Genomic DNA, 20,672 nt, shown 5'->3' with positions numbered 1-20,672 from the left:
CGACCACCCGCCCAAGAGGGATTCCGCGGGCCCGGACTCAGTCCGGCAGCATCGGCGCGTCATCCCCGTTATGGCGGTGTAGCAGGCGCCCACGGGTCACCGCGTCACGGCCGAAGCGAGTCCGTAGATCGTCGACGGCGACGTCGAGTTCGGCGGCGTGCAGTCCTGGACCCGGCCCGCCCGCCGACCCCGGCGCCGAGATCTCGAACGGCAGCACCAGCTGGACCGCGTCGTGCCCGCACAGATTGGTGAGCGACAGCCCGATCAGCGTGGCGCCACGCTCCCGGATCAGCGGCCGCGCCTCGTCGAACAACCCTCGTGCGACGGCGAGGATAACCGCCGTCGACTCGGTCGGCTCGCGGAGCGAACGGGACCGCGTCACGCGCTCGAAGTCGTCGAACCGCAGTCGCAGCACCACGGTCCGGCACAGACGGTGTGCGCCGCGCAACCGCTTGCCCAAGCCGTCGACGATGGCGATCAGCGTCTCCTCGACGTCGGACTCCGGTTTGATCCGGCGACCCAGCGCACGCTGCGCTCCGATCGACTTGCGGCGCCGGCCGGTCTCCACGCGGCGCGGGTCGCGCGCCATGGACAGGGCGTACAGGTGGCGTCCGGCACCCCGGCCCAGCAGTCGCGCGAGGTTCTCCTCACCGAGGGCCGCCAGGTCGCCGACCGTCTCGATCCCGGCGTCGGCCAACCGTGCCTCTGTCTTCACCCCGACGCCCCACAGGCGGCGCACCGGTAGCGGGTGCAGGAACTCCAGTTCACCGCCGGGCGGCACGACGAGCAGCCCGTCGGGCTTGCCCACCGCACTGGCCACCTTTGCCAGGAACTTGCTGCGCGCCGCGCCGACGGTGATCGGCAAGCCCACCTCGTCGCGGATCCGTCGGCGGAGCCGCTCCGCGATCTGTTCCGGAGTCCCGCTGATGCGGCGCAGCCCGCCGACGTCGAGGAACGCCTCGTCGACCGAGATGCCCTCGACCAGGGGCGTCGTGTCGTGAAAGACGTCGAACACGGCACGACTCGCCTCGGTGTAGGCGGAGAACCGCGGCGACACGACGACGGCGGACCCGCGGCACAGGGCGCGCGCGTCGCGGCCGGGCATCGGGGTGTGTACGCCCATCGCCTTGGCCTCGTAGCTCGCCGCCAGCACGACACCCCCGCCGACGAGCACGGGCCGTCCGCGCAGTGCAGGGTCGTCACGCTGCTCCACCGAGGCGTAGAAGGAGTCCAGGTCGGCGTGCAGGATCGACGCTTCCGCACGCCCACCCGAGCTGACCATGGGCCCGATGGTGCCACCGGCCTCGGACACTGCTGAGAAAGCTCCCCTGGTGACCCACCGAGGGTAATCGTCCCCCGAGAGGTCCTCAGGGGAGGTTCTTCAGCTGCCGACTATCGCCCGCGCGTAGTGGAGGTTCTGGGCGATGAGCTCGTCGGCACTCAGCTCACCGTCGTCGCGGTACCAGGTGGAGACGCCGACGCACATCGTTGCGATCGCCCGACCCGCTCCCTTCGGGGAATCTGTCGTGAAGTCGCCGCGGTCAACACCGGCGACGATGATGTCGTCGAGCATGCGCTGCACCTCGTCGCGGTAGCCGACGTAGGTGGCTCGGTACTCGTCGTCGATGCTGCGGATCTCCGAGGATCCGATGAACGCCTGTTCCTGGCGGAACATGTGGAAGCGCAGCAGCGATTCCACAATCGCGTCGAACTGATCGACGGGGTCGGGGCCCGCCTCCGCGACGGCTTGTCGGCACCGCTGCTGCAGGTCGAGCATGGTCAGTTCCAGCAAGCCCTGGAGCAATGACTGCTTGGACGGATAGTGGTGGTAGAGCCCGGGGACCGACAGCTGCGCGCGGGCGGCGATGTCGCGCACGGACGTGCCGTGGTAGCCGTGCTCGGCGAAGGCACCCAGCGCCGCCGCGAGCGGGACGGGAAGCGACGGCGGTCCGTACTCCCGCCAGCGGCCGCGCACCAGGTCACTCACCGAGCAGCAGGCCGGTGCAGGCGTCGATCAGTTCGTCGCGCGGAAGCTGCACACGGTCGTCGAGCCAAGCGGACAGCAGGTTGCCCAGCCCCCCGACGCGGTAGTAGGCCGCGGCGACATCGGCTTCGGTCGGCTCGTGGTGCGTCCCGGCCGTCGTCTGCACAGTAAGCGCGGCCAGACTCCGCGTCGCGGCCATCCGACGCGTCGCCAGCGTCGTCGAGAGCAGCTTCGGCGAGAACATCAACCGTCCCTTGCGACGGTCGTCGTCGATGACCCGCACGATGGCCTCGACCGCCCCGCGGGCTCGGGAGCGGATGTCGGTGCCACGGCCGAAGGCATCACTGGCGGCACCACTGATCTCGTCGACGACACGGTCGTAGGCCGCGGCGACGAGGTCGTCGGCCGAATCGAAGCTCTCGTAGAAGTAGCGCGCGGTCAGCTTCGCCTCTCGGCACACGCCGCGCACGGTGAGCGCGCCGCCGTCGTCGGACCCGAGCACCTCCAGCGCGGCGTCCATCAGCTGCTCACGACGGCGGGCGATGCGTTCGTCGCCCTGCTCACCGGCATACGTGCGCAAGGCGGTCACCGACTGGGAAGCCATATCCCCATTGTGTCATCGACGGCGCTGCAAGAGGCGCGCTGGCCAGCGCCGGGCGCGGCGAAGTAAACTGAGAACAGTCGTTGTCACTAAATTTCCGGTCCAATGATGGGACAATCGAGGACAGCACCGAGGGAGCACGAATGACTGCAACGACGCATGTCCCGGCCGACCAGCGCCCAGCGCGGATGTCCCGCGAGGAGATGGACGCGCTCAAGTCGCCAGACGTCAACCTCTACATCGCCGCCCTGCTCGCCGGGCCCGCCAACGTCATCATGCAGATGGCCAACACCCCGGTCGGGCGCGGTGTCGTGGAGAGCCGGGTGGAATCGGGCAGTCTCCTCAAACACCCCGTCAAGCGGACCAGGACAACGCTGACGTACCTGGCCGTCGCGGCCCTGGGCACCGCGTCGGACCGCAAGATGTACCGCGAGGCGGTCAACTCCGCACACCGCCAGGTCCACTCCAACAACGAGTCCCCGGTGAAGTACAACGCCATGGACCCGAAGCTGCAGATGTGGGTGGCGGCCTGCCTGTACCGCGGCTGGGAGGACATCACTCGCCTATACGGGCGGCCCGGCGAGGTCAACGAACAGGCCTACCGCCAGGGCGCCGTCATGGGGACGACGCTGCAGATGCCCTACGAGATGTGGCCGGCCACGCGGGAGGACTTCCAGCGCTATTGGGATGAGACGGTCGAGTCGATCACCGAGGTCGACCCGGGCATCCGCGAGTACCTGGCCAAGCTGATGCGCCTGCGCTTCCTCGGGCCGTATTCCGGGCGGGCCTTCACGTGGATCAGCGAAGCGCTCACGCTGGGCTACCTCCCCGAGGAGTTCCGCGACAAACTCGAGTGGTACCCGAGCCCCAACCAGGAGCGCTTCTTCGACGCCAACAACGTGGTGCTGCGCATCGCGAGCCGGGTCACCCCGCAGGCCATCCAGGTGCTGCCGTTCAAACTCCTGATCGCCGACGTCCGGTGGCGCAACCGCACCGGCCGACCCCTGATCTAGGCGATACCGGTCGGCCTAGCCAATCTCCTTCAGCGCGCCACGGTCCAGGGCCGCGACATCGGTGTGCCCCGACAGCCCCAGCGTGAGGTCGAGCTCGGCGGCGATGTTGGTGAGCACCTCGCGCACCCCCGTTTCCCCCGCGACGGCCAGCCCGTACATGTGCGCCCGGCCGATGCACGCCGCGTCAGCCCCCAGCGCCAGCGCCTTGAACACGTCGGACCCGGTGTGGACGCCCGAGTCGACGAGGATCTTGGTGCGCCCGCCAACCGCATCGACCACGTCGACGAGGGCGTCGATCGAACCGATAGCGCCGTCGACCTGCCGTCCGCCGTGGTTGGACACGATGATCCCGTCGACGCCGATGTCGACCGCGTGCCGCGCGTCGTCGGGGTGCAAGACACCCTTCAACACGATCGGCAGGGGCGTCCGGGCGCGCAGGTCCTCGATGTCGGCCCACGAGAGGCTGGGCCGCGAATAGATCTCCAGGAACGTCTCGACCGCCGCGCGCGGATGCTTGTCGACGAGGTTGCGCCACCAGTTGCCCGGCGCGTTGCGCGCGATGGACGCCAGCGTCTTGATCGCCCCGACCGACGGCTTCGGCGACGCCGCGTCGGGGTCGGGGTTTGCCACACGCTCATCGACGATCGCCCGGAACCGCGGGTCGCGCGTGTACTGCGCGATGCCCTCACCGCGGGCGAAGGGCAACGACCCGAGGTTGAGGTCCTGCGGGCGCCAACCGAGCATCGTCGTGTCCAGGGTGACTGCGATCGCCGCCGCACCCATCGCCTCGGCTCGGTTCAGGAAACTGTCGACGAGCTGCTCGTCGACCGACCAGTACAGCTGGAACCACCGCGGCGCGCCCGGCGAAACCGCGTCCATCGCCGCGGCGACATCCTCCATCGGCGCACTGCCCTGGTTGGAGAAGATGTAGGGCAGGCCCAGCGATGCCGCGGCCTTGCCGATCGTGACATCGGCGTTGCGCGCGACGAGTCCGCCCGCGCCCACCGGGGACACCAGCAGCGGCGCGGGCAACCGTTGGCCGAAGAGGTCGACGGCGAGACTGCGCTGCGAGACGTCGCGCAGCACCCGCGGCACGATCTTCCAGCGGTCCAGTGCCCGACGGTTCGCGACCATCGTCGAGCCCTCACCCGCGCCGCCGGCGACATAGGCCCACGCCTTCTCCGACATCGCCGCATGCGCGCGGCGCTCGAGTTCGGCGTAGTCGGTCGGGACGGCTGGCCGGCCGTCGGCGATTCCCGCTCGGTAGATGACGTTTTGGCGCTCGCGCCCGACTCCGGATTCCACGGGCACAGACTATCGAGCACACAGCGCCCGAGGAGTCAGTCGGCGAAGACCTTGACCCAGTCGTCCTTGATGCTCACGACCGTCCAGCCGCGGTGCGCCGCCTCGGGCAGTGCCTTCTCCGCGCCCTTGGTGTAGTCGAACTCGCGCTGCGCGTCGTCGTGGTTGACCAGCAACCCGATGCCCGGGTTGGTTCCGGTCGTGGCGTACTCAAGCATCTCGATATCACCGTCGGAGTTGCCCATGGCGAACAGCGGTCGGCGGCCGATGCCGCCCCAGATGCTCTCCGGCTTGCCCCGCCCGACGTCGATGGAGGTCAACCGGTCGCTGACCTCGATCTCCCCGTCGACGTAGTGGACGGCGAAGGTGCTGCCGATGACCCGCTCGGGTGGAATGCCGTAGATCTCCGGCGTGATCGGCCGCATGAAGTCGCGGCCACCGCCGGACACGATGTAGACGGTGAAGCCGTTGGCCTCGAGGTAGCGCAGCAGCTCGATCATCGGCGCATAGCCGCATGCGGAGTAGGGCCGGTTGAGCGTCGGGTGCTGCGCGGTCGCGAAGAAGGCCTTCACCCGCTCGGCGTGGGCCTGCGTCGTGCTGTCCGGGTTGGCCGCGAGTAGGGCGTCGATGGTCGACGTTGAGTCGGTATCGTCGCCTTCCTTGTGCTTGGCGAGGGCCTGCGCGAACCGCTTGAGATCACCGTCGACGGCCGCTTCGATCGCAGCGTTCGACTTCACCAGCGACTCGTCTTCGTTGCCCAGCTCGGACAGTCGGGTGCGGATGAAGTCGCCCTGGATCACCGTCGGCTTCTCGCACCACAGCGTGCCGTCGTTGTCGAAGGTGGCGATCCGCTCCTCCGGTGCCACGGTCTGGGCGGGCCCCTCGACGAAGTCGATGATCGCCTTCTTGGTCGGGCCGTCGTTCCACAGGTCCAGTGCCATCGCGACTCTCCTCTGTTATTGGTCGGCCGTCAGTCGCGGACGAGGTAGAAGTAGAAGTGGTGGTCGCGCACCAGCGACGACTTGCCGTTCATGATGCCCATCAGCGTCCGGTCATCGACGCGTTTGAAGTGGTCGATGACGGCCTGACCGTCGTAGACCATCGAGGCGGTCACCTCGCCGCGGAACTCGACGTGCCAGAGGCTGGCCTCACCCTTGCCCAGCTCCTTGTTGGAGTAGAGCTCGCCGTCGGCGTTGCGGCAGACCAGCGGCTGCACGTTCGTGCGCGAGATGAAGTTCTTGCCGTACCAGCCGACCTGCTCCAGCTGACCGTCCATCGGGTGGCCGGTCGGCAGTTCGCCGCCGCGCCACGAGCCGAGGATCTCCTCGATGCGGACAGTCGGGAGCTGGGCCCACAGTTCGTCCAACTCTTGCGCAGTGTTCTTCTCACCCGTGTCGATGCGGATAAGAATCTGGGCGGCGGCGGCCAGTGCCGCGGCGTCAGGCATTGACCCGCACCGGTGAGTCGACGGTGCCGAAGACCATGGCCTCGGTGATGTCGTAGCGGCGGGCATCGAACGCGTCGAGCACCAGGTTGTGCCGCACCACCCACGGCTGCACCGTGGACCCCTTCGGGATGTTGCCCTCCGCGCGTTTGACGTAGCCGGAGTCCAGCTCCATCAGCGGTGCGTCCTCGAGGATCTGACCGCCGGCGGTCGGGTAGGCGTGCGTGTAGCCCTTTTCGCGCATCAGCTCGATGAGCTTGGCCACCGCCTGCGCGGTGAGGTCGATACGCAGCGTCCAGGAGGCATTGGTGTAGCCGATGGCCCATGCCAGGTTGGGCACATCCTCGATCATGTAGCCGCGGTAGGCGTGGTGGTCGCCCGGCTTCTGCTCGGCGCCATCGATCGAGATCGTCGCACCGCCCATGGCGACGAGTTCGAGGCCGGTCGCGGTGACGACGATGTCGGCGTCGAGGCGCTTGCCGGACGTCAGCACGATGCCGTTCTCGTCGAAGGTCTCGATCTGGTCGGTGACGACGTCGGCCTTGCCCGACCGGATCGCGGTGTAGAAGTCACCGCTCGGGATCATGCACAAGCGCTGGTCCCACGGCTCGTACTTGGGCTTGAAGTGGACGTCGACGGGGTAGCCCTTCGGCAGCTGCAGCTTGGCCATGCGCCGCAGCGTTCGCCGCGACAGTTTCGGGAAGCTGCGACAGTACATGTAGATGCCGTAGGTCACCAGCGCGTTGCGCACCCGGATTAGCTGGTGGGCCGGCTTGTCCGGGAGGAAGCGCAGCGCCGCCTTCGTCATCGGGTCCTCCCACGGCAGCGACACCATGTACGTCGGCGAGCGCTGCAGCATGGTGATCTTCTCGACGTCGGGGGACATCGACGGGATCAGCGTCACCGCCGTCGCACCCGAGCCGATCACGACGACCTTCTTGCCCTGGTAGTCGAGGTCCTCGGGCCAAAACTGCGGGTGCACCACCTGTCCCTGGAAGTTCTCGATGCCCGGGAAGTCGGGTTCATAGCCGCGGTCGTAGCGGTAGTAGCCGGCGCAGACGTACAGGAAACGGGCGCGGTACTCGCGCTCCTGGCCGTCGACCTGCGTCGTCACCGTCCACACGTCAGTGGAGGTATCGAAGTCGGCCGAGACGACCGTGACACCGAAGTCGATGTGTTTGTCGAAGCCGAAATGGCTGGCGGTGTCCTGCAGGTACTCACGGATCTCGTGGCCCAGGGCGGTGGTGCGGGTGCCCTTCCACGGGTACCAGGGGAAGCTGAGCGTGAAGATATCGGAGTCGCTGCGCACACCGGGGTAGCGGAACAGGTCCCACGTGCCGCCGATCTGGTCGCGCTGCTCGACGATCGTGTAGGTGAGTCCCGGGTTGCGCTCGGTCAACCGGTACGCGGTGTCGATGCCGGACAGTCCGGCGCCGACGATGAGCACGTCGAGGACGTCAGTATTCGTTGCGGGCATCATTGCCTCCCCTAGATATCACGTTGATGACCAGCCTAGTCCGTGGTAACAACCCAGCCATTGTCATACCGGCGAGCAGCGCCACACGGCTCAGCTGGCGGCCTTCTTGGCGGGGGCCTTCTTGGCCGCCGCTTTCTTAGCGGGCGCCTTCTTGGCTGGTGCCTTCTTCGCAGCGGCCTGCTTGACCGGCGCCTTCGCCGCGGGCAGCTCACCGCCGGTCCGGTCCTTCACCGAAGCGCGCAATGCGGCGAGCAGATCGGCGACCTCCCCGTCGTCGTCGGTCGGCGCCGCCGGCTCGTCGTCGACGAAGGCCGGTGATCCGCCGGCCTTCGACTCGATGAGCTTGCCGAGCTCTTCGGTGTAGGTGTCGGAGTAGTCATCGGGGTCGAAGTCATTGGCCATCGTCTCGATGAGCGACTTCGCCATCTCAAGTTCCTGGTCGCGCACCTCGACGCCGGCGTCGAGGAACCCGAAGTCAGGCTTGCGCACCTCGTCGGGCCACAGCAGAGTCTGCAGCGTCATCACACCGTCGACGACACGCAGCGCCGCGAGCCGGGTGCGGTTGCGCAGGGTGAAATTCGCGATGGCCAGCCGGTCGGTGGACTCCAGTGCCTTCGCCAGCAGCACGTAGGCCTTCGGCGACTTCGACGACGGTTCCAGGTAGTACGGCTTGTCGAAGTAGATCGGATCGACCTGATCGGCGGGCACGAACTCGAGGATGGAGATCTCCGGGCTGCGGGTGACCGGCAGCGTCGCGAGGTCGCCTTTCGTCAGGACCACGGTCTGACCGTCGTCGGACTCGTACGCGTTGGCGATGTTGCTGAACTCGACCTCGGTGTCGGTTCCCTCCCGCACCCGCTTGTAGCGGATCCGCGTGCCGTCCTTGGAGTCGACCTGATGTGATTTACGGTCGTGGCTCTCCGTGGCCGAGTACGCCTTGACGGGCACATTGACCAGGCCAAAGCTCAGATCACCGTTCCAGATCGAGCGCATGGCGCCAATTGTGCCACTGCGAGTGCCGAATACGGCAGGTTGAGACAATGGTGTGACCGGTCGGCACGACCGGCGACAGCGGCGGGAGGTGGTGCGCGTGGCCGACAACGGAGTGCTCGACGTCGACGGCCGGGCCATCGGCGTCACCAACCTCGACAAGGTCCTCTATCCGGAGAGCGGGACGCGCAAGTTCGAGGTCATCGACTACTACACGCGGATCGCCGATGCGATGTTGCCGCATTTGCGGCGGCGCATCGTGACCCGTAAACGGTGGCCATCGGGCGTGGATGCGGCACCGTTCTTCGAGAAGAACCTCCCGGCGGGGTCGCCGGAGTGGCTCGACCGCTACACGGTCGGGCACTCCAAGCGAGCCATCGTCTATCCCGTCATCTCCGACCGTGCCGATCTCGTCTGGATGGCACAGATGGCGGCGCTGGAACTGCACGTGCCGCAGTGGCGGATCGACGGCGGGCCGGGCCAGGAGGGCCTGGCCAATCGGATCATCTTCGATCTCGACCCGGGTCCCGGCGTCCCGTTGACGCAGTGCGCGCAGATCGCGATCCTCATCCGCGACGTCCTCGCCGGCGCCGGCCTGCAGTCGTGGCCGGTGACCAGCGGCGGCAAAGGCATCCACGTATACGCGCGCATCGATCCGCCGGTGAGTCCCGATTCGGCCCGTGCCGTCGCCCGCGAGCTCGCCGAGGGCCTCTCGGCCGCACACCCCGATGCGATCACCGCCACGATGACCAAGGCCGTGCGCGAAGACCGTGTCTTCCTCGACTGGAGCCAGAACAGCGGATCCAAGACGACGCTCGCGCCGTACTCGTTGCGCGGCCGCGCACAGCCGTGGGTCGCCGCGCCGCGCACGTGGGAGGAACTCGCCGACGCCGATCTGGCACAACTCGCGCTGCACGAGGTACTCGAGCGCGTCGAAGCCGACGGCGATCTGTTGGCTGGTCTCGATACCCACCGGTGGTCGAGTGCCGACGAGCGCAGCGAGGACGTGTATCGAGACCCGGAGCCCGTCGTCGACCTCGGTGAATACCGACGCAAGCGCACGCCTGGCCGCACGCCCGAGCCCGCCGTCGACGCGGAAGAAATCATCGTCGACGATGACGCCGAGCCGACACCACGACCGGTCGGCCCCATCTTCGTGATCCAGGAACACCACGCGCGGCGACTGCACTACGACTTCCGCCTCGAGCACGACGGGGTGCTCGTCAGTTGGGCGGTGCCCAAGAACCTCCCCGACGACCCGACACAGAACCGTCTGGCCATCCGCACCGAGGACCACCCGCTGCAGTACGCGGGATTCTCCGGCGACATCCCCAAAGGCGAGTACGGGGGCGGTCACGTCGAGATCTGGGACACCGGCACTTTCACCGTCGAGAAGTGGCGCGACGACGAGATCATCGTCGTGCTGCACGGCGAGCGCGTCCACGGCCGCTATGCGCTGATCCGTACGGGCAAGGCCCAGGGGAACCAGAACTGGTTGGTTCATCTCATGGCCGACGAGCCGCGACCGCTGCTGCCGGAGTCACTGCACGATCCGCGGCCGATGCTGGCGACCGACGAGAAGATCGACAACCTCGACGACTCGTGGGCGTTCGAGGGCAAGTGGGACGGCTACCGGATCATTGCCCGATACGTCGACGGGCGGCTGCGCCTGTCGTCGCGCTCGGGCATCGACATGACCGCAGATTTCCCGGAGTTGGCCGAACTCTCGGAGGCGCTCGGCCTGCTCGACGTCGTCCTCGACGGTGAGGTCGTCGCGCTCGACTCGTCGGGGCGCACCAATTTCACGCTATTGAGTTCGCGGCGCCACACCGACGAGCCGTACCGCCTCAAGTTGTTCCTCTTCGACATCCTGGCGCTGGCCGGTAAGTCGCTGCTGTCGACGCCGTGGGAGCAACGCCGCACTCTCCTCGAGGAATTGGTGCCCCTGCTGCGCCGCTGCCAGCACGTCGAGATCCCTCCGCTGCTGCCCGGTCCGGGCGCCGCGGCGGTCGCCGCCAGCCGCGAGCACGGGTATGAGGGCGTCGTCGCCAAGCGCCGCAGCTCGACCTACCAGCAGGGTCGTCGGGCCAATACGTGGCTCAAGCACAAGAACTGGTCCGACATCGAGGTCGTCGTCGGTGGTTGGCGCCCGGGTCGCGGTACGAGGGCGGGCACAATCGGCTCGCTGCTCGTGGGTCTACCCGAGGAGACCGGTCTGCGCTACGTTGGCCGCGTGGGCACCGGCTTCACCGACGCAGCACTGAAGTCCCTTGCGGCAGAACTGAAACCGTTGACGATCAGCCGCAGTCCCTTCCTCGACAAGATCGATGCGCCGGTCGCTTCGAGCGCCACGTGGGTGCTACCGAAGATCGTCGGCGAGGTGCAGTTCCTAGACTGGACGTCGACCGGGCACCTCCGCCACCCCAGTTGGCGGGGGATCCGACGCGACAAGCTGCCCGGGGACCTGTAGGAGGAGGCGCAAACCGATGTTCGTGATCGCCCAGCTCTCCGACCTGCATGTCAACGGAACGCACCGCAACCGCGCGCGCATCGAGGCCGCTTTCGACTACGTGAACTCCCGGGCCGACGGCATCGACGCGCTACTCGTCACCGGCGACCTCACCGACCACGGCAGCGCCGAGGAGATGCTCGAGGCGCGCAAGCTGATCGCCAGTCCCCTGCCGACGCTGATCACCATCGGCAACCACGATGCGCGGCCGTCCTTCAACGACGTGTTCCGGCCTGGGACCGACCCCACCGCACCGGTCAACGAGGCACTGACCATCGACGGCGTGACTCTGCTGTCGGCGGACAGCTCGCTGCCCGGTGAGCGCCGGGGTTTCCTCGACGACCAGACGGTCGCCTGGTTGGACACGGCGATGACCGGCGCCGCCGGGCACGTGGTCGTGGCCTTCCACCACCCGCCGAGCACGCTGGGCATGCCGATGATGGACTCGATCATGATGTCGGATCCGGAGCGCCTCGGCGCCCTCGTTGACTCCCATCCCAATGTCGCGGCACTTGTTTGCGGGCACGCGCACTCTGCCGCGGTGACGACCTTTCACGGGCGCCCGCTGTGCCTTGCACCGGGTGTCGCGTCGACGTTGAACCTGCCGTTCGAGGGCAGCGCAGTGATCAACCGCGACCAACCCGCGGGCGTGGCCTTCCACATGCTCGACGACGATGGCCGACTGATCACGCACTACCGGACCATCCCCGGCACCTGAGAAAACTCCCGTGGTGATGCACGAAGGGAAGATTCCCCTTTGGCGCTCACCAGGGGAGGTTTCTCGGCAGGGCTGGCGGGTTTCTGGGTGCCTCCCGGCTACGGCGGATCCCACGTACGGGCGCGTTCCCACACCCCCGGATTCTGTTGCCATCACGGTCGGGCTCGTCCGGTACATACGGCGGTAGATTCCATCGCAATGTCCCTGGCGTGCGCAGCGAAATGCATGACGGCGGAGGATTTCGTGGTAGTCGCAGACTCCGTTCTCAACAAGCGCCAGATGACGATCGAGGATCTCCGAACTGCGCTTGACGGGCTGATCGACGCGAGAACAAGTCAGTTGTTGGACAAATGCGATCCAGAGTCGCAGTCGGGTACCGAGACATTGGCGCGCGTTCGCCTGGGCGCTCGCGGCTACAAGGTCTGCGTCCAACCGGCCCGACCCAGCGGCGGCAACTCCGACCTCGCGATCGGCCGACTCCTCCTCGAATGCGACAGCAAGCAGCATCACCTCCTGGACGAGGTGCAGTACGAGAAGGACCGCGAGCAGGACCGCAAATCATTGTTGGCTGGTCGGCCGACGATCCGTCTTACCTATGCGATGGTGATCCACCGCTGGGACGATGTGTTCAAAGACATCGCATTGTTCGTACGCGAGGACCGGCATCGCGACCGCCGGGGCCGCTGAGAAAGCTCCCCTGGTGATGCCCGGAGGGAAGATTCCCCTTTGGTGCTCACCGGGGGAGTCTTCTCAGCAGACCTACTTGCTCGACCCGCCCTTGACCAGCTCCTGGAAGAAGCGGCCCGCGAGGTCGCCAATGAGTCCCGGACCGGTGTCGGGCAGCATGTCGGCCGCGGTCTTGGTCACCGGGATCTTGGCCGAGCGGGTGGCCTCGTAGCGGATCCCGGCCACGCTCGTCCCGGTCAGCGGCTTGAGGAAGCGGCTCAGGTTCGTCGACGTGGTCACGGCCGCGACGACCTTTGTCCCCGCGCCGGCGAAGTTCGCCGCTCCGCGTCGGATGTGGTCGGGCGAGGTGACCAGCACGGCCTCCGAGATGCCACGAGCCCTCAGCAACTCCGTGGTGTTCTGCGCGTTGGAGACGGTGGAATCCGACTTGTCCTCGGTGGTGATGCGCGAGTCCTCGAGCCCCTTGCCGACGAGCCACTTCTTCATGGCGGCCGCCTCGGTGATCCCCTTTTTCGGGACGCCGCCGGTCACGAAGACCGGCGCGGTCGGTGATGCCTGGGCCTGCGCGAGACCGGCCTCCAGGCGCTTGACGAGCTCGGGGGCCATCGTGCCGTTCGGACGCAGCCCGTAGCCGAGGATCACGATCGCCGCGTTCGTCGGCGTGACGACCGGCGACGTCGACGGCACGATCGCGGCGGCGGCGGTCACCCCGTCGATCAGCCCGCGGATCTGGGTGGCAGCACTCGCCCGCACCGAGGTGAGCTTGGTCAATGCCGCGTCGCGGGTCGCGGTATCGGTCTCCTGGTCGGCCCACACCGCCTGCAGCGCCAAAGCGTCGGGGTCGTTGGCGGTGACGGCGAGCATGCTCTTGATGTCGGCGAGTCCACCGGGGATGTCGCGCGCGGCGAACTTCTTCTGCGCGCTGTTGTACAGCCCGGGTGCATCGACGGCATCGGCGGTGCGCACGATGGTCGGCGACCCGGCGGGCAGCGTCGCCAGTCCGATACCGCCACCCACGCCGACAGCCAGCGCTGCCATCGCCGCAGCAACGCGTACCTTAACACCAGTCACTTTAATCACACGCGTAACAGTAGGCGGGCAGTGCTACGCCGACGGTTCGGTCCGATATCGGTACGGCAACAACAGCCGCACTGATCAACATGCGCTTTTGATCGGAAACCGATCAAAACCACTAACTGATCAACCGGGCGATTACTGCGGCGGCACCCAGGCCCAGCGCCCCGGGGATCGTGAGCAGCGCATAGTCGCTATCCGTCCGTTCCAGCTCAGCGAGCGCATCGGTCAGCAGCATTCCGCCGCTGGCTCCCAGGGGATGACCGGTGGCAACGGACCCGCCATGGGGATTGACGATCGCGGGATCGAGCCCCAGTTCTCGAGTGAGCAGCAGTGGAGACACCGCGAAGGACTCGTTGGCCTCGACGACGGCGAGATCCGCCGGCGTCAGCCCGCTGCGCTGCAGCGCTATCTGCGCCGCGGTTACCGTCGCGGTCAGGCGCGGCGAGCGGACAGCCGACTGGGTAACCGCGAGGAGGAGGCCGCGCGGCGGGCCCAGGTACTCCGCCGCTGCGGCGGATCCCAGGACGATCGCCGACGCACCGTCAGCCAGCTGGGGAGCCGTCGCCATGGAGTGCAGGCCGCCCTCCGGACGGACCGCGTCAGACAGCCTTTCGAGCACGCCCGGCCACGACGGGTCGTCGCCGAAGAGTGCGGGCAGCGCGGCGAACCCCTCGACGGTCGCATCGGTCCGCCCACCCTCATCGCGCGACAGGAGGGTCTCGCCCCCCACCGATACCGGGATCACCGATGACGACGGGGAGGCGGCGCACGCCCGACGATGAGACTCGACGGCAAAGGCGTCCAACTCCTCGCGGGTGAAGCCTGCCTCGGCCGCGGTCAGGTCGGCGGAGACTCCGATCGTGACGTACCCGGTGCGGTCGCGGTAGTCGCCGTCGGACGCAAAGGCCGGGGCATCGGCCAGCATCGGCACGCGCGACATCGATTCGACGCCGCCTGCCACGACCACCTCGTTCATGCCGGATCCGATACGCGCCGCGGCCGAGCCGATCGCGTCGAACCCAGAGCAACACAGCCGACTCACGGTCCCGCCGGGCACCGTGTCGGGCCACTGGGCCCACAGCACGGCGGCCCGCGCGACGTCGCCGGCCTGCTCGCCGAAGGCGGTGCTCGTCCCGATGATCACGTCCTCCACGCGCTCGGCGTCAAGGCCACGATCGGCCAGGGCGCGCAGCAGCCCGCCGAGCAATTCGTACGACGGCACCGGCGCCAGGGTGCCGCCACCACGGCGCACCCGACCCTTCGGGGTCCGGACTGCGTCGTAGATGTAAACGTCCTCGGCGAACTGGGACGTCTCCTTCCCACTCACTTGCGCAGCTCTCGCTTGAGGATCTTCCCGACCTCGTTGCGCGGCAGCACGTCGCGGATCTCCAAGTGCTCCGGGAGCTTGAAGGAAGCAATCTTCTTGGCCCGCAGGAACTCGTTGAGCTCCTCGAGGGCGAGCTCGGCCCCTGGCCGCGGCACGACCACCGCCGCCACCCGTTCACCCATCTGCTCGTCGGCGTAACCGACCACCGCGACCTCGGCTACCGCGGGATGCTCGGAGATCAGCGCCTCGACCTCAGCGGGGGCGATGTTCATCCCACCGCGGATCACGAGGTCCTTGCACCGGTCGACGTAGCGCAGGAACTGGTTGCGGTCGCCGTCGATCTCGAACATGTCGCCGGAGCGAAGCATCCCCTCGTCGTCGAAGGGCGACGCCAGCTGGTCGGCGTGCAGGTAACCGGGGAACACGCCCGGTCCGCCGACGCGCAGTTCACCGGGGATCCCGGGTTCGGTGATCTCGGCGCCGCTCGCCAGGTCGATGAGCTTGATCTGCACGCGCTCGGTAATCCGTCCGGACCATTCCACTCCCGGCGCCCCGTAGCGGGGGAAGAAGCGCGCGCGGTTGTCGGGGTCGGGGAAGTCCTCCGGCGAGGACAGCAGTGCCACTCCCTCGTTGGACCCGAAGAAGTTGATGACCGACAGCCCCATCTTCTGCTGCCAGCCGCGGACCATCGCCGGTTGCAGCGGCGCCGATCCCGAACCGACGCGGGTCAGGCTCGACAGGTCGACCTTTGCGAGCAATTCTTCGTTGTTCAGCAGCTGCCACAACAGCGCGGGCGGTACCAGCGTGTAGGTGGGGCGCTCGACGGCGATCTGCATGAAGAAGGTCTGCGGATCGAAGGGATGGTGCTGGACCAACGTCGCGCCCTGCAGGAGCCAGGGCAGCAGCATGCCGTTGATCCCGGCCATGTTGATCATCGGGAACGGGTTCAACAGGATGTCGGCGTCGGTGATGGCCGGACCGTCGATCGGCCCCGGGGAGAAGCCGATCCAGTCGTAGTGGGCCCGGCGCACACCCTTCGGCTTGCCCTCGGTACCCGACGTCCAGCAGATCGTCGCGGCGTCGTTCGGGTCGCCCGGATCGGCAGCCACTGCGGCCGCGACCCGTTGCACCTCATCGTCGGTCGCCGGTCGCGGCTCCCAGTGCATATCGGCCGTCCCGCTGTCCTCCGACGGGTCCCCGAAAGTCACTACCGCCTCGAGACTCGGGATCTGATCACGCACCGCCATGACCTCCGCGGCCGGACGCCGGTCGCCGAAGGAACCGACGGTGATGAACGCGACGAACGACGCCGACGCGGCCATCTCGACGACCTCCCGCTCGCGGTACTGCATCGCCAGCGGCGAGACCGCGGCACCCAACCGCCATGCCGCCAGGTAGACCTCGAGGAGTTCGATCGAGTTGGGCAGCTGCATCCCGACGACGTCGCCGCGACCGACCCCTGCCTCACTCAGGCGCGCGGCGAGGGCAGTCACCTCCGCGTCGAGCTCGTTCCAGGTGAGCCGGCGCGGCGGCGAGCCGACCAGCGCCTCACGATTGGCTGGGTCGACGACGGAGAGCCGGTCCCCCTGCCGCGCCACCTGCCGACGGAAGGCGTCGTCGAGGGTGTCGGTGCTCCACCAGCCCTTCGCCAGGTAGTCGTCGATGCGCGACTGGGGGTGCAGCCCCCGGGTTTCGGCGTTAGTCACAGTGCCACCGCCTGTGCTGCCGTGTCGGTCTGACGCCACCGGCGGATGTCGCCGCCCGGGGCCCAGGTGGAGTGTGTCCCGCTGGAGATGCGCTCGGGGAGTCGCAGTTTGCATACCGGGCCGTCGGAGACGCGTGCGGCGTCGAGAACCACGCAGTAGGAAGCGTCGTCGTTCATATCCGTCGTCAGGGTGACGAGATAGCCGTCGTCCTCGGACGTGCTGCCGACACGCGGGGCCATCTGGGTCTCGCTGCCGTACACCCCGTCGGGGAGGCGATAGGCGTCGGTGTCGCCGGTGTGGAGGTCGTGGCGGACGATCCCGTTGAACAGGAACCAGCCGTCGACGCCCGACGCCGCGTAGATGTAGCGGTTGGGTTTGCCGCTGTAGTCGTCGTTGATGGTGCCGAACTCGGTGATCTGGTCCGACAGCACCTCCTCGCGCACCGCACCGGTCTTGAGGTTGAACCGCCAGCGATGCAGGCGGCACTGCATATGGTCGAGCGCCAGGAAGCGGAACGCGCGGCGCCACTTGTCGGTGATGCCGTGGTCGGAGGGTTCGGGCGCCCCCTGGAAGAAGCCCTCCATGACGATCTCGTCGCCGTCCTCGTAGGCGTTGGGGAAGTGCAGGACGAACGTGGGGTCGGCTTCAAACCATCGGATGTCCTCGGTGCTGCCCCGTCGGGGGATCACCGCGAAGCGCGACGGGATGTGCGGGTGGAAGCGGGGGTGGTGAATGCCCTTGCGCAGCAGGTCCTCGTCCCAGAACAGAGGGAAGTCGTTGAGGATCACGTAGTTCTCGGTGAAGGCCATGTCGTGGGGCAGGCGCGGGCCCGGCAGTGGCACGTCGACGTAGTGGACGAGGTCGTTGTTCTCGTCGACGACGCCGTACTTCATGTACGGCGCCTCCTTGCTGTAGTTGAAGAACAGCAGCTCGCCGGTCTTCGCGTCGACCTTCGGGTGGGCCGAGACGCCCAGGTGGTACGGGAAGGCACCGTTGAAGTCCTCTTTACCGAGGGTCTGCGCGCTATACGGGTCCAAGCGATACATGTCGCCGCACATCCAGAACGACGTGAGGGCGGTGCCGCGGTGCAGGATGACGTCGGTGCTCGACGCATCCTTCATGCGTCGCCGCGATCCCCAGCCGTCTTCGCGGATCGCCCACTCGGGCATCTCTGAACAGCCCGCCCACAGCGCCTTGCCCGCCTCATTCTCGGCGAGGAGGCCGTCGGTGCGCACGAATCGGTTGCGGTAGAAGGCGGTGCCGTCGCGGAAGCCGACGACGTGGATCATCCCGTCGCCGTCGAAAGGGTGGTAGTTCTTCGCCGCCGGGTGCAGTGGGTTCTCCGTGTTGCGCAGGTACACCCCGTCGAGGTCCTTCGGGATCTCGCCCTCGACGACCTGCAGGTCGTCGGCCTGCCACTCGGTGGTCTGCGGACGCCACGGCCCCGTGCGGTACGGGTGGTCGTCGTCCTCGGGAAGAGTGGACAACAACCGGCCCACAACCTCGACATCCATCGCCTGTCTCCTTGCTTTGCGAGCGATCGGCTGGTTACTCTGCGTGAGTTACTCTGTTAGTTGTAGCATAGATCACGAGGGTGCACGACCACCTTCGATTCGGACAGATCGATTCGGACAGAAAGAAGGTGGGCCATGCCCGAGCACGTCCACATCCTCGGCGGATACCAGACCGACTTCGCGCGCAACGTGACCAAAGAGGGCGGCGACCTCTCCACCCTGACCGACGAGGTCGTCACCGGAACACTCGCAGAGGCAGGCGTCACCGCCGACGACATCGAGGTGATCCACGTCGGCAACGCGTTCGGCCAGGTGTACACCGGCCAGGGTCACCTCGGAGCCATGCCCGCGACCATGCACCCCGAGCTCTGGGGCGTCCCGGCATCGCGCCACGAAGGCGCCTGCGCATCGGGATCCCTGGCGATCCTCGCCGCAATGAGCGATCTGGAATCGGGCCGCTACGACTGCGCGCTGGTAATCGGTGTCGAGCTGGAGAAGAACGTCCCCGGCGACGTCGGCGCGAAGAACATGGCCGGCGCCGGATGGCTCGGCCACGACGGCGAGGGTGCCACCTTCCTGTGGCCGCACACCTTCAGCCGCGTCGCCGAGGAATACGACGACCGCTTCGGGCTGGATCCCAAACACCTGTGGGCGATCGCCGAGCTCAACATCCGCAATGCCCGCACCAACCCGCGCGCACAGACCCGCGGGTGGTCGCACGACGACGCCTCGTTCACCGACGACCCCGGCGCCAATCCGGTCGTCGAGGGCCGCATGCACAAGGCCGACTGCGGACCGCTGACCGACGGCGGCGCGGGCGTCGTCCTCGTGTCCGACCGCTGGCTGGCCGCCCATCCCGAGCACGCCACCGCGCGCTCATCCATCCGCGGCTGGGGCCACCGCACCGCGGGCCTGGCGCTCGAGGAGAAGCTGGCCAAGAGCGCCGGCGACGGGCTGGTGTTCCCCCATGTCTCCGAGACCATCGGCGATGCCTTCAATCGTGCGGGCATCGCGTCGGTCGACGACCTCGACCTGATCGAGACGCACGACTGCTTCACCTCCACCGAGTACGTGGCGATCGACCACTTCGGCCTCACCGAGCCCGGCCAGAGCTGGAAGGCCGTCGAATCCGGTGAGCTGGAGATCGGCGGGCGGGTCGCGATGAACCCCAGCGGTGGTCTCATCGGCGGGGGACACCCCGTCGGCGCCACCGGGGTCCGGATGCTCCTCGATTGCCACCGGCAGGTGACCAAAGCGGCCGACGGCTATCAAGTGCCCGACGCCGCGACCGCAGCAACCCTCAATATCGGTGGCAGCATGACCACTGTCGTCAGCTTTGTCGTAGGAGTCTGAAAACACGTGACCAGCACTTCTGCCCTTCTTGAGCGCCTACGACTGCCCGTCGTGGCCGCACCGATGTTCCTCGTCTCCGGGCCCGACCTGGTCGCCGCGGCCTGCGAGGCCGGAGTCGTCGGATCGTTCCCCACCCCCAACTGCCGCACCACCGCACAGCTCGACGAGTGGATGGGCACGATCCGCGACCGGGTCGACGCCGGCGCCGCCTCGGCCCCGTGGGCGGTCAACCTGGTCACGCACAGCACCAACACCCGATTGGCCGAGGACCTGCGCATCATCGAGGCCCACCGCCCCGACATCGTCATCACCGCACTCGGTTCGCCGAAGCCGGTCATGGAGGTGGTGAAGGGCTACGGCGGCACCGTCGTCGCCGATGTGGTGAATCTGAAACTCGCCTACAAGGCGGTCGAGGCCGGCGTCGACGGCCTGGCCTGCATCTGCACCGGCGCCGGCGGACACACCGGCTACCTATCGCCCTTCGCCTTCATCAGCGCGGTGCGCCAGTTCTTCGACGGGATCGTCACCGTCGGTGGAGCGATCTCCGACGGTGCGAGCATCGCCGGAGCCGTCGCCGCAGGCGCCGACCTCGTCTACATGGGGACCCGGTTCCTGGCCAGTCAGGAGAGCATGGCCCAACCCGAGTACAAGCAGATGGTCGTCGACTACGGCATCGACGACGTCGTCGTCAGCGACGGCATCACCGGCACCAACGCATCGTGGCTGCGACCGAGCCTCGTCGACAACGGGTACGACCCGGACAACATGGCCTTCACCGGCAGCCGACAGTACGACGCCGCCGGCGACGGTCCGTCCCGGTGGAAGGACGTGTGGGCCGCCGGGCAAGGACTGCAGACGATCGGCGCGGTGTCCAGCGTCGCCGAGATCGTCGACGAACTGGCAGGCGAGTACGCCGTCGCGGTGGACCGCCTCACGACTCGTCGAGAGAGGGCACAGGACAGCGCCTAGA

18 protein-coding genes are annotated in these 20,672 nt (G+C 67.6%); 6 read left to right on the top strand and 12 right to left on the bottom strand.

The genetic code is table 11. The features are described from left to right. Window positions 1-37: 37 nt before the first annotated feature. From dinB to B4L26_RS15600, 3 genes are all read right to left on the bottom strand, one after another. Entirely contained in the window at window positions 38-1,282 is a 1,245-nt protein-coding gene (gene dinB, locus B4L26_RS15610; RefSeq protein ID WP_290720211.1) for a DNA polymerase IV, read from the bottom strand. 99 nt (window positions 1,283-1,381) lie between these two features. Continuing rightward, window positions 1,382-1,987, bottom strand: coding sequence for a TetR/AcrR family transcriptional regulator (locus B4L26_RS15605; RefSeq protein WP_290720209.1), 606 nt, complete (start codon window positions 1,985-1,987; stop codon window positions 1,382-1,384). Beyond that, complete coding sequence (locus tag B4L26_RS15600) at window positions 1,980-2,588, bottom strand: TetR/AcrR family transcriptional regulator (RefSeq protein WP_290720208.1); 609 nt, start codon at window positions 2,586-2,588, stop codon at window positions 1,980-1,982. The genes B4L26_RS15605 and B4L26_RS15600 overlap by 8 nt, the downstream gene beginning before the upstream one ends. Window positions 2,589-2,728: 140 nt before the next feature. Here B4L26_RS15600 and B4L26_RS15595 point away from each other — a divergent pair, with 140 nt between their 5' ends. Further along, entirely contained in the window at window positions 2,729-3,598 is an 870-nt protein-coding gene (locus tag B4L26_RS15595) for an oxygenase MpaB family protein (RefSeq protein ID WP_290720206.1), read from the top strand. A gap of 15 nt (window positions 3,599-3,613) precedes the next feature. On the opposite strand, the gene B4L26_RS15590 is transcribed toward B4L26_RS15595, so the two are convergent. The 5 genes from B4L26_RS15590 to B4L26_RS15570 form a co-directional block, all read right to left on the bottom strand. Beyond that, entirely contained in the window at window positions 3,614-4,903 is a 1,290-nt protein-coding gene (locus B4L26_RS15590; protein WP_290720204.1) for an alpha-hydroxy-acid oxidizing protein, read from the bottom strand. Window positions 4,904-4,938: 35 nt separating this feature from the next. Then, a complete protein-coding gene (locus tag B4L26_RS15585) occupies window positions 4,939-5,841 on the bottom strand; it encodes an HAD family hydrolase (protein ID WP_290720203.1) in 903 nt (300 codons plus the stop codon). Window positions 5,842-5,870: 29 nt separating this feature from the next. Next, window positions 5,871-6,347 (bottom strand): DUF4334 domain-containing protein, encoded by a 477-nt coding sequence (locus B4L26_RS15580; RefSeq protein WP_290720202.1) that lies wholly within the window; start codon window positions 6,345-6,347, stop codon window positions 5,871-5,873. After that, complete coding sequence (locus B4L26_RS15575; RefSeq protein ID WP_290720322.1) at window positions 6,340-7,821, bottom strand: flavin-containing monooxygenase; 1,482 nt, start codon at window positions 7,819-7,821, stop codon at window positions 6,340-6,342. Before B4L26_RS15575 ends, B4L26_RS15580 begins: the two co-directional genes overlap by 8 nt. A gap of 90 nt (window positions 7,822-7,911) precedes the next feature. Then, window positions 7,912-8,823 (bottom strand): Ku protein, encoded by a 912-nt coding sequence (locus B4L26_RS15570; protein ID WP_409563518.1) that lies wholly within the window; start codon window positions 8,821-8,823, stop codon window positions 7,912-7,914. A gap of 88 nt (window positions 8,824-8,911) precedes the next feature. Here B4L26_RS15570 and B4L26_RS15565 point away from each other — a divergent pair, with 88 nt between their 5' ends. The 3 genes from B4L26_RS15565 (at window position 8,912) to B4L26_RS15555 (ending at window position 12,725) form a co-directional block, all read left to right on the top strand. Continuing rightward, window positions 8,912-11,281 (top strand): ATP-dependent DNA ligase, encoded by a 2,370-nt coding sequence (locus B4L26_RS15565; protein ID WP_290720197.1) that lies wholly within the window; start codon window positions 8,912-8,914, stop codon window positions 11,279-11,281. Window positions 11,282-11,297: 16 nt separating this feature from the next. Then, a complete protein-coding gene (locus tag B4L26_RS15560; RefSeq protein WP_290720195.1) occupies window positions 11,298-12,038 on the top strand; it encodes a metallophosphoesterase in 741 nt (246 codons plus the stop codon). Window positions 12,039-12,281: 243 nt separating this feature from the next. Beyond that, window positions 12,282-12,725: a hypothetical protein gene (locus B4L26_RS15555; RefSeq protein ID WP_290720194.1), complete on the top strand. Its 444-nt coding sequence runs from the start codon at window positions 12,282-12,284 to the stop codon at window positions 12,723-12,725. 72 nt (window positions 12,726-12,797) lie between these two features. Here the strand turns inward: B4L26_RS15555 and B4L26_RS15550 are convergent, their stop codons facing one another. The 4 genes from B4L26_RS15550 to B4L26_RS15535 all read right to left on the bottom strand — a co-directional run bounded on the left by B4L26_RS15550 (window position 12,798) and on the right by B4L26_RS15535 (window position 18,349). Then, the gene (locus B4L26_RS15550; RefSeq protein ID WP_409563517.1) at window positions 12,798-13,796 is read right to left on the bottom strand and encodes a YdcF family protein; all 999 of its coding nucleotides are present in this window, start codon (window positions 13,794-13,796) and stop codon (window positions 12,798-12,800) included. A 121-nt stretch (window positions 13,797-13,917) separates the two neighbouring features. Next, window positions 13,918-15,129, bottom strand: a complete 1,212-nt coding sequence (locus tag B4L26_RS15545) for a thiolase family protein (RefSeq protein ID WP_290720191.1) — start codon at window positions 15,127-15,129, stop codon at window positions 13,918-13,920. Next, window positions 15,126-16,835: a class I adenylate-forming enzyme family protein gene (locus B4L26_RS15540; protein WP_290720189.1), complete on the bottom strand. Its 1,710-nt coding sequence runs from the start codon at window positions 16,833-16,835 to the stop codon at window positions 15,126-15,128. The genes B4L26_RS15545 and B4L26_RS15540 overlap by 4 nt, the downstream gene beginning before the upstream one ends. Beyond that, window positions 16,832-18,349 carry a carotenoid oxygenase family protein gene (locus B4L26_RS15535; RefSeq protein WP_290720186.1) on the bottom strand — a complete coding sequence of 506 codons (1,518 nt, stop codon included), beginning with the start codon at window positions 18,347-18,349 and terminating at the stop codon, window positions 16,832-16,834. The genes B4L26_RS15540 and B4L26_RS15535 overlap by 4 nt, the downstream gene beginning before the upstream one ends. Window positions 18,350-18,484: 135 nt before the next feature. On the opposite strand from B4L26_RS15535, the gene B4L26_RS15530 reads away from it, so the two are divergent. Both B4L26_RS15530 and B4L26_RS15525 read left to right on the top strand, forming a co-directional pair. Then, a complete protein-coding gene (locus B4L26_RS15530; protein WP_290720184.1) occupies window positions 18,485-19,702 on the top strand; it encodes an acetyl-CoA acetyltransferase in 1,218 nt (405 codons plus the stop codon). A gap of 6 nt (window positions 19,703-19,708) precedes the next feature. Next, complete coding sequence (locus tag B4L26_RS15525; protein WP_290720181.1) at window positions 19,709-20,671, top strand: NAD(P)H-dependent flavin oxidoreductase; 963 nt, start codon at window positions 19,709-19,711, stop codon at window positions 20,669-20,671. Window position 20,672: the final 1 nt, after the last annotated feature.

The organism is Gordonia sp. UBA7599, from assembly GCA_002477755.1.
In the GTDB taxonomy this organism is placed as follows: Bacteria; Actinomycetota; Actinomycetes; order Mycobacteriales; family Mycobacteriaceae; genus Gordonia.
Note: the sequence above shows the minus strand (reverse complement) of the source record. Positions and strands in the feature narration are given on the sequence as shown.